Here is a 7848-nt window from a genome sequence, read left to right on the forward strand (position 1 = left end):
GGGGCCGCGGTCGTCTCACCCGGTGAGCATGCCCGGTGGCCGGTCCGTCAGCGCGCGATCGCCGCGGCCCGCCGGTAGGCCGCCTCGACGTCGGCGAGCACGCGGGGCCACGAGGTGGCGAGCTCGGCCGAACGGTTGTGCGCGATCATCGCGTCCAGCAGGGCGGGCTCGTCGGCGAGGCGCACGAGGGCGTCCGCCAGCGCGTCGTCGTCGTCCACGAGCAGCGCGTCGCGACCGTCGACGAGGCGCTCCGCCACGCCGGACTGCGACCTGCTGACGACCGCCAGGCCGGCGGCCTGCGCCTCCAGCGCGGCGATGCCGAACGCGTCCTGCACCGCCGGGGCGACGAACACGTCGGACCGCACGTACAGGCGCTTGAGCTCGGTGGGGCTGAGCCGGCCCACGAGGCGGACGACGTCCGTCAGCCCGTGCTCGCGCACCCAGCGCCTCGCCTCGTCGAGCTGCGGACCGTCGCCGCCGACGGTGGCCACGAGCCGGCCGGGCGCCCGCTCGACCGCCGCCGCGACCGCCGCCAGCATGGGCAGCACCCGCTTGCGCGGCGCGAACCGCGTGGCCGACACGACGTGCACCTCGCGCCCTTCCGCCCGGTCGCCGCGCTCGACGCGCGGCAGGCGCCAGGCGTCGACGTCGATCCCGTTGCCCAGCACGGACACCCGCTCCGCCGCGGCGTCGGCGCCCAGGCGGCGACCGACCACCCGGCGCAAGGGCGCTGCCGTCAGCTCGCTCACCGCCGACCACTGCACGGGCCAGGCGGCCCACCCCGTCACCCGGTCCAGCGCGGCGAACGCGCGCTCCCAGCCGCCCCAGACCGAGTGCACCGTCAGGAGCACGGGGAACCCGGCGCGCGCGAGCGGGCGGAGGGCCAGCTCGACCGTCGGGGCGAGCACCCCCATGTGCAGGTGCACGACGTCCGGACGGCGACCGTCGGCCTCGAGCGCCCGCAGCCGCGTCAGGACGTGCCGCGTGGAGCGCGGGTGGACCGGGTACCCGCCGGGCACGCGTGCCGCGACGCGGTGGACGACGACGCCGTCTTCGTCCGGCGCGGTGGAGATGCCGTGCGAGCCCGGGCGGGCGGGGGTCGTGGTGATCACCTCGACGTCGTGGCCCGCCTCCGCCTGCCGGTGGGCGAGCCGGGCGACCTGGGTCTCGATGCCGCCCAGGAGCGGGAGGTAGGAGTCGGAGACGTGGACGATGCGCACCGGGTCATCCTGCCATCGGGACCCGCGGTCGGACCTGCGGGTTCGCCGCGACGGAGCCGTGCTGCGGCGCTACCGTTCGAGGAGCGGTACCTCGTGCGCCACCAGCGCTGCCCACCTCAAGGAGAAGGTGCGACATGTCGAGCACTGTCACCGTCCATCCGGCCAAAGGCGTCCGCGGGATCGGGATGATCACCCTGATCGCCGGCATCATCATGATCATCGCGGGCCTCGGGGTATGGGTCGTCGTGTCCCAGACCCTCTCCTCCGAGGAGATCACGGTCTCCGAGGACGCCTCGATGTTCGCCGGACAGCACGTCGCCGGTCCGTTCACCGCCTACGCGCAGGCGGAGGTCATCGACAAGCACGCGACCGAGATGGCGGACGGCAAGACGTACGCCCAGCTCGACCAGGACGACCCGGTCCGGGACAGCGTGATGGACGCGTCGTTCCTGCGGGCCTCGCTGTTCACGTCCGTGGTGGCGTTCGGCGTCTGCGCGCTGGTGATCGGCCTGGGCATCGTGTTCATCCTGCTCGGGAGCGCGCTGCGCAGGCTCGCCGGAGGGCCGCAGGTCCAGGTGGACACACCGTCGCTCACGTCGTCGGGCGACCTGTCCCACCCCGCGCCGACGCACCGGGCGGACCCGGTGCAGCCCGCGGAGCCGGCGGAGCCGACGCGTCCGGCCCCGCCCGCCGCACCGCCGGAGCGGCCGAGCACCCGCACGCCGGCCGAGGAACCGCCGGCCGAGGGCCGGACGACCGAGCTGCCGGCGTCGCGGCCCCCGGAGGCTCCGCCCGCCGGCGGCACGGGCTCGCCGTCGGCGTGACGTCCGGTCCCGCGGTCAGCGGGGCACGGGCGCCCGGCGCCGGCGCCGTACAGCGCTGACCACGGAGCCGACGACGAGGAGCACGCCCGCCGCCGCGAGCAGCACGATCGCGGCCAGCTCGACGTCGATCTGCCGGCCCGCGCCGTTGGCGACCAGGCCCGCGCCGAACGCGACCACGAGGAAGCCCCACACGATGGTGCTCGCCCGCGGGCCGGCGCTCGGGGCGTCCTCGACGCGCTCGTCGATGACCGGCGCCTTCGCGGGGCGCTCGGGCGACACGGGCGGCTCGGCGGATGACGATGGCCCGGCGTAGGCCTGCCCCGTGTACGCCTGCCTCGTGTAGTCCTGACCCGTGTAGCCCTGCCCCGTGGTGTCAGACGGCGTGGCGTGCTGCGGCGGCTCCGGCGTGGGCTGCGCCTCCGCGGGGTGGTCGGGCTGGTCGAAGACCGACAGCGGGTCGTCGGGGCCGGCCACAGGCAGCGCGCGCGTGGGGTCCGGCGTCGGAAACGCCTGGGTCTCGCCGGCGGCGGGCAGGGCCTGCGTCTCGTCGGCGGCGGGCAGGGCCTGCGTCTCGTCGGCGGCGGGCAGCGCCTGCGTGTCGTCCGCCCGCTCGTCGGGCCCGGGCAGGGGCGTGGTGGGCTTGTCGTCGCTCATCGGGACTCCTCGATGGTCAGGTCGCCGGCGCGGACGTCGACGTCGAGCAGGAGGCGGGCGCCGTCCCCCTCGTGCACCTCGTCGGTGCTGAACCGTGCCGGGCCGTTGGTGTACGTGTTGACGGAGCTGTCCTGACCGTCGGCGCGCCAGGTGGCGTTGCCGGCGATGACCTCGATGTCGGCCTCGACGGCCTGGTCCGCGGGGATCAGCACCTGGGTGCTGCCGGCGGCCATGGAGATCGGCACGACGACGGGGTCGCCGGGCGTCACGCCACTGAGGTCCAGCTCGGTGAGGTCGACGACGGCGCTGCCGAAGCGCACGCGCACGCCGTCCTGGGCCTCCTCGATCGAGCGCGGGGTGACCGTGCCCTCGCTGATGACGGCGGCACCCGAGCTCTGCGGCCCCTCGTCCCAGAAGTCCCACGAGTCCCGACCACCGGCGAACGGCCAGGTGATCACCCCGGCGATCACGGCGAGGATCGCGAGGAACGTCAGCGTGCCGCCGCGTCGGCCGCGCAGGCCGGTGACGACGAGCCCGAGGCCGAGCACGACGATCGAGGCGCCGAGCCACGTGGGGCCGAGGGGGAGACCGAGGTCGCCCGCGCGGTCCACGACGAGCAGGAACGCGCCCCCGAGCAGGATGAGGCCGAGGACGATCCCCACGGCGCCCGCGCCCGGGCCGCGCCGGACGGGCCGCGGAGGCCGCGGGGGCCGCGCCGGGGAGATCGGCGCCGGGGAGAGCGTCGCGGGCGTGGGCGAACCGGGGGCGGGTGTGGGGAGCGGCGCGGGCGCGGCGAGGTACGGCGCGGGCGGCGCGGGGGTGAAGGACTCCGTCGGCACGCCACCGGAGGACGGTGCGGCCGAGGGCGACGTCGCCGGGGAGGACGGCGTGTACGGCGTGGACGGCGCCGACGGCGTGTACGGCGGGTAGGGGGTGGGCGGCACGTTCGGTCCGCCGCCACGCGGCTTGCGGTCGCGGATCAGCTTGACGACGAGCCAGATGATCGCCACCCAGACGCCTGCCCAGACGACGAAGCCGAGCCAGTCGAAGATGCCGTGACCCCACGACCAGAGGCCGTCGCCCCAGGCGAACCCGACGATCAGCGCCACGACCGCACCCAGCAGGGCCACGTCGAAGTCGCCGCGGATCGCCTGCTGCAGGTGGATCCGGCCGTCCCGCTCGGGCAGCAGGGCCCATGCGACCGCGTACACGACGATGCCGGCGCCGGTGAGGAAGAAGCTGAGGATCAGCAGCCCGCGCACGAGCAGGGGGTCGAGCCCGAACCGTTCCGCCACGCCGCCGGCGACGCCGCCGAGCCACCGGTCGTCGGACCGGGCGACGCCGAGCCGGCGGATGGAGTCGAAGAAGCCGTCGCCGCTGCGGCGGGGCGGGACGGGGTCGCCCACGGCGGGGGCGCCGCCTGCGCCGGGCTGGGGCCCGGGCGGCTGGGGGAGGTCGTCGGTGCTCATGGCTCCATCCTGACGAGCGCGGCGGCTGCGCGGCATCGGGTGCTGCCCTGACACGACCCTGAATCGCCGGGGTCCGGCACCCTGAAACCTGGGGACAGCGGGTCCGGGGGCGCCCCTGACGTGCCAGGATCGGGAGCGTGACCACCGAACGCCCCTCGCGCCTCCCGCTGCGCCGGCCCCCGCAGGGCCGGTTCGTCGGCGGCGTCGCCGCGGGCCTCGCCGCGCACCTCGGACTGCCGGTCCTGCTCGTGCGGCTCACGTTCGTCTTCCTCGCCTTCGCGGGCGGGGCGGGCGCGGTCGCGTACGCCTTCTGGTGGGTGACCGTGCCGTCGGGCGACCCGCTGCAGGCCGCCGACGCCACGCCCACGGCGCTGCAACGGCTCGCGCCGCGGCTGCGGCTGCAGGGCCCGGTCGCGTCGTTGCCGGTGCGTGACGTCCTCATCGGGGCGGCGCTCATCGCGGGCGCGTTCGTCCTCGTCGCGGTCCGGGCGGGCTGGGACGTCGGCGCCTCGTGGGTGCTGCCCGCGCTGGTCGCCGTCGGCGGCCTCGCGCTCGCCTGGAGCCAGCTCGACGCCGCGCAGCGTGGGCTCCTCACGGACAGCCGGGGCGGCACCCGCCGCTCGACCCTGGTGCTGCGGCTCGGCGCCGGTGTCGTCCTCGTCATGGTCGGCGTGCTCCTGCTCATCGGTCAGGACGCGCCGGTGCCGGTGCTGCTGCAGGCGGGTGCGGCGTCGCTCGCGGTGCTGGCGGGCGCGGCCCTGATGCTGGCGCCGTGGTGGCTGCGGCTGGTGCGCGAGCTGGGCGACGAGCGTGCGGCCCGCGCGCGGGAGGCCGAGCGCGCCGACATCGCGGCCCACCTGCACGACTCGGTGCTCCAGACGCTCGCACTCATCCGCTCGCGGGCCGACGACCCGGAGGCCGTGTCGCGCATGGCCCGCGCCCAGGAGCGCGAGCTGCGCGAGTGGCTGTACACCGACCGCACCGCCCCGGGCACGTCGCTCGCGGCCGAGCTGCGCGCCTTGGTGGCCGAGGTGGAGGACGGCCGCGCCGTCGAGGTCGAGTCCGTGATGGTGGGCGACTGCGTCCCCACGGAGGAGACGTCGGCCCTGCTCCAGGCCTCCCGCGAGGCGCTGGTGAACGCCGTCGCGCACGGGCGCCCGCCCGTGACCGTCTACCTGGAGGTGACGGACGGAGCGGTCGAGGTGTTCGTGCGCGACCGTGGCGACGGCTTCCAGATGGACGACATCGCGCCGGACCGTTTCGGCGTGCGCGAGTCCATCCTCGGGCGCGTGCACCGGCGTGGCGGCACGGCCGACGTGACGAGCCGACCAGGCTGGGGCACGGAGGTGCGGCTGCGCATGCCGAGGGTCCCGACGAGCCCCGCCAGCCAGACCATCGACGAAGGAGCACGCACGTGACCACGACGCCCGACGCCCGCGAGCAGCCGACCGCCCCTGTGCCGGTGGTCCTCGTCGACGACCACCACATGTTCCGTACCGGCGTGCGCGCGAGCCTGGACGGCCGGGTGGACGTGGTCGGCGAGGCGGCGGACGTCGACCAGGCCGTCGCCGTCGTGCACGAGCTCCGGCCGCCCGTGGTGCTGCTCGACGTGCACCTGCCCGGCGGGAACGGCGGGGGCGGCGCCGAGGTGGTCCGGCGCTGCGCCGACCTCCTGGGCGAGACGAAGTTCCTCGCGCTGTCGGTCTCCGACGCCGCCGAGGACGTCGTGGCCGTCATCCGCGCGGGGGCGCGCGGCTACGTCACGAAGAACATCTCCGCGTCCGACCTGTCCGGCGCGGTCGTGCGCGTGGCCGGCGGCGACGCGGTGTTCTCGCCGCGGCTGGCCGGCTTCGTGCTCGACGCGTTCGGCACCGCGGCGGGCGACGTCGCCGTGGCGGACGACGAGCTCGACCGGCTGTCCAAGCGGGAGCAGGAGGTGATGCGGCTCATCGCGCGCGGGTACTCCTACCGCGAGGTCGCGAGCGAGCTGTTCATCTCCATCAAGACGGTCGAGACCCACGTGTCCGCCGTGCTGCGCAAGCTGCAGCTGTCCAGCCGGTACGAGCTCACACGCTGGGCCGCGGCGCGCCGGCTGCTGTGAGGTACCGGTCCACGACGACGTCCACCAGCTCCTCGGGCGGCTCCGCGCCCGCCACCAGCAGCGGCGCGGTCGCGACGTCGCCGCCCGCGCGGGCGGCGAGGTCGGCGAAGAACCCGGGGGCGAGCAGGTAGGTCGCGACGACGACGCGGCCGCCCGGGCCGGCGGTGGCACGTGCCGCGGCGACGGCCTCGGCCACCCGCGGGACGGCGTTGGCGATGTACCCGACGGTCACGGGCCGCCCGAGGCGGTCCCCGAGCCGGCCGGCCGTGGTCTCGCAGTCGGTGACGGCGCGCGCGTCGCTCGACCCGGCGGCGGCGATCACCACGGTGTCGTCGTCGCGCAGGCCGACCTCGCCCAGGCGCCGCTCGAGCACGTCGACCAGGCGGTCGTCCGGGCCGAGCGCGCCGCCGAGGCAGACGTCGTCCCCGGCGGCGACGGCGGCGTCGACGTCCTCGCGCAGGTCGACGTGCACGTGGTAGCCCGCCGACAGCAGCAGCGGCACGACCACCGTCGACGCGGTGGACGCGTCGGCGCGCAGCTCGGCGAGGCAGGTCGGCACGTCCGGCTGCTGCACGTCGACGAAGCCGGCGTGCACGGCCACGTCGGGGCGGCGTGCGGCCACCGCGTCCACCAGGGCCGTGACGGCCATCGCGCCGATGGCCGAGGCCGTCCCGTGCGAGATCGCGAGGAGGGCGGGCGGGGTCGCTGTCTCCGGCATGCGGGCGACGTTACGCGCCACGTCGTACGCGGCGGTTGCGCGCGCGTGAACCACCGTCACGTCGACCTCACGGCGGACGCGGCCGGGGCGTGAGCGGTCCGCCGGCGCGGCGCGGCGTCGTCCCAGGCCGGGCTGCGCCGGACCACGTCGCCCACCACGGTCACCGCGGGCGCCCGCACACCGACGGCGGCCGCCCGCTCGGCGATGTCCGCGAGCGTGCCCACCGTGGTGCGCTGACGCGGGCCGAACCCGTCCTCGACGACGGCCGTGGGCGTGTCCGCGGGGCGACCGGCCGCGACCAGCGCGGCGGCGGTCTCGGCCAGGCGGGTGACGCCCATGAGCAGCACGAGGGTGTGGTCGGTGCCGCCGGGCACCTGCCCGACGTCCTCGTGCCCGGTGAGGACGCTGAACCCGCGCGCCAGGCCGCGGTGGGTGACGGGGATGCCGGCGGCGGCGGGGACCGACACCGCGGACGTCACCCCGGGCACCACCTCCACCTCGATCCCGGCGGCGCGGCAGCCGTCCAGCTCCTCGCCCCCGCGGCCGAAGACGTACGGGTCGCCGCCCTTGAGGCGCACGACGTCCCGTCCGGCGAGCGCGTGCTCCACGAGGAGGGCGGAGATCTCGTCCTGCGGCACCGGGTGGTGGCCCGACGTCTTGCCGACGTCGACCACCTCGACCTCGTCGTCCAGCCCGGCGAGGAGGGAGCGCGGGGCGAGGCGGTCGACCACGACGACGTCCGCCGTCGCGAGCAGCCGGCGGCCGCGCACGGTGACGAGCCCGGCGTCGCCGGGCCCGCCCCCGACGAGGGCGACCCGGCCCGGGCGGGACGGGGCGCCGTCCGCGGCCGGCTCCGCCACGG

The 7848-nt window shown here is 76.5% G+C and carries 8 protein-coding genes; 3 read left to right on the plus strand and 5 right to left on the minus strand.

Translation table 11 applies throughout. From position 1 onward, the window contains the following. Positions 1–47: 47 nt before the first annotated feature. A complete protein-coding gene (locus ACFT55_RS17460; RefSeq protein ID WP_380245110.1) occupies positions 48–1220 on the minus strand; it encodes a glycosyltransferase family 4 protein in 1173 nt (390 codons plus the stop codon). 134 nt (positions 1221–1354) lie between these two features. Here ACFT55_RS17460 and ACFT55_RS17465 point away from each other — a divergent pair, with 134 nt between their 5' ends. After that, complete coding sequence (locus ACFT55_RS17465; RefSeq protein WP_380245111.1) at positions 1355–2044, plus strand: hypothetical protein; 690 nt, start codon at positions 1355–1357, stop codon at positions 2042–2044. Positions 2045–2059: 15 nt separating this feature from the next. Here the strand turns inward: ACFT55_RS17465 and ACFT55_RS17470 are convergent, their stop codons facing one another. Both ACFT55_RS17470 and ACFT55_RS17475 read right to left on the minus strand, forming a co-directional pair. Continuing rightward, a complete protein-coding gene (locus ACFT55_RS17470; RefSeq protein ID WP_380245112.1) occupies positions 2060–2698 on the minus strand; it encodes a hypothetical protein in 639 nt (212 codons plus the stop codon). Further along, entirely contained in the window at positions 2695–4167 is a 1473-nt protein-coding gene (locus ACFT55_RS17475) for a PspC domain-containing protein (RefSeq protein ID WP_380245113.1), read from the minus strand. The genes ACFT55_RS17470 and ACFT55_RS17475 overlap by 4 nt, the downstream gene beginning before the upstream one ends. Before the next feature lie 137 nt (positions 4168–4304). On the opposite strand from ACFT55_RS17475, the gene ACFT55_RS17480 reads away from it, so the two are divergent. Together ACFT55_RS17480 and ACFT55_RS17485 are read left to right on the plus strand one after the other, a co-directional pair. Further along, entirely contained in the window at positions 4305–5585 is a 1281-nt protein-coding gene (locus ACFT55_RS17480; RefSeq protein WP_380245114.1) for a PspC domain-containing protein, read from the plus strand. After that, positions 5582–6268: a LuxR C-terminal-related transcriptional regulator gene (locus ACFT55_RS17485; RefSeq protein ID WP_380245115.1), complete on the plus strand. Its 687-nt coding sequence runs from the start codon at positions 5582–5584 to the stop codon at positions 6266–6268. The genes ACFT55_RS17480 and ACFT55_RS17485 overlap by 4 nt, the downstream gene beginning before the upstream one ends. Here the strand turns inward: ACFT55_RS17485 and ACFT55_RS17490 are convergent. Together ACFT55_RS17490 and cobA are read right to left on the minus strand one after the other, a co-directional pair. Continuing rightward, positions 6234–6986 (minus strand): sirohydrochlorin chelatase, encoded by a 753-nt coding sequence (locus ACFT55_RS17490; RefSeq protein WP_380245116.1) that lies wholly within the window; start codon positions 6984–6986, stop codon positions 6234–6236. The genes ACFT55_RS17485 and ACFT55_RS17490 overlap by 35 nt on opposite strands. A 56-nt stretch (positions 6987–7042) precedes the next feature. Further along, positions 7043–7848: uroporphyrinogen-III C-methyltransferase (gene cobA, locus ACFT55_RS17495; RefSeq protein WP_380245117.1), on the minus strand; the 806-nt coding region annotated here is incomplete at its 5' end.

The organism is Isoptericola sp. NPDC057191 (assembly GCF_042670225.1).
Lineage (GTDB): Bacteria > Actinomycetota > Actinomycetes > Actinomycetales > Cellulomonadaceae > Isoptericola.

What these genes read in the sequence shown, in the direction of transcription:
- ACFT55_RS17470 (WP_380245112.1), bottom strand. Translation starts at nt 2,698, where the DNA reads ATGAGCGACGACAAGCCCACCACGCCCCTGCCCGGGCCCGACGAGCGG.
- ACFT55_RS17465 (WP_380245111.1), top strand. Translation starts at nt 1,355, where the DNA reads ATGTCGAGCACTGTCACCGTCCATCCGGCCAAAGGCGTCCGCGGGATC.
- ACFT55_RS17490 (WP_380245116.1), bottom strand. Translation starts at nt 6,986, where the DNA reads ATGCCGGAGACAGCGACCCCGCCCGCCCTCCTCGCGATCTCGCACGGG.
- ACFT55_RS17475 (WP_380245113.1), bottom strand. Translation starts at nt 4,167, where the DNA reads ATGAGCACCGACGACCTCCCCCAGCCGCCCGGGCCCCAGCCCGGCGCA.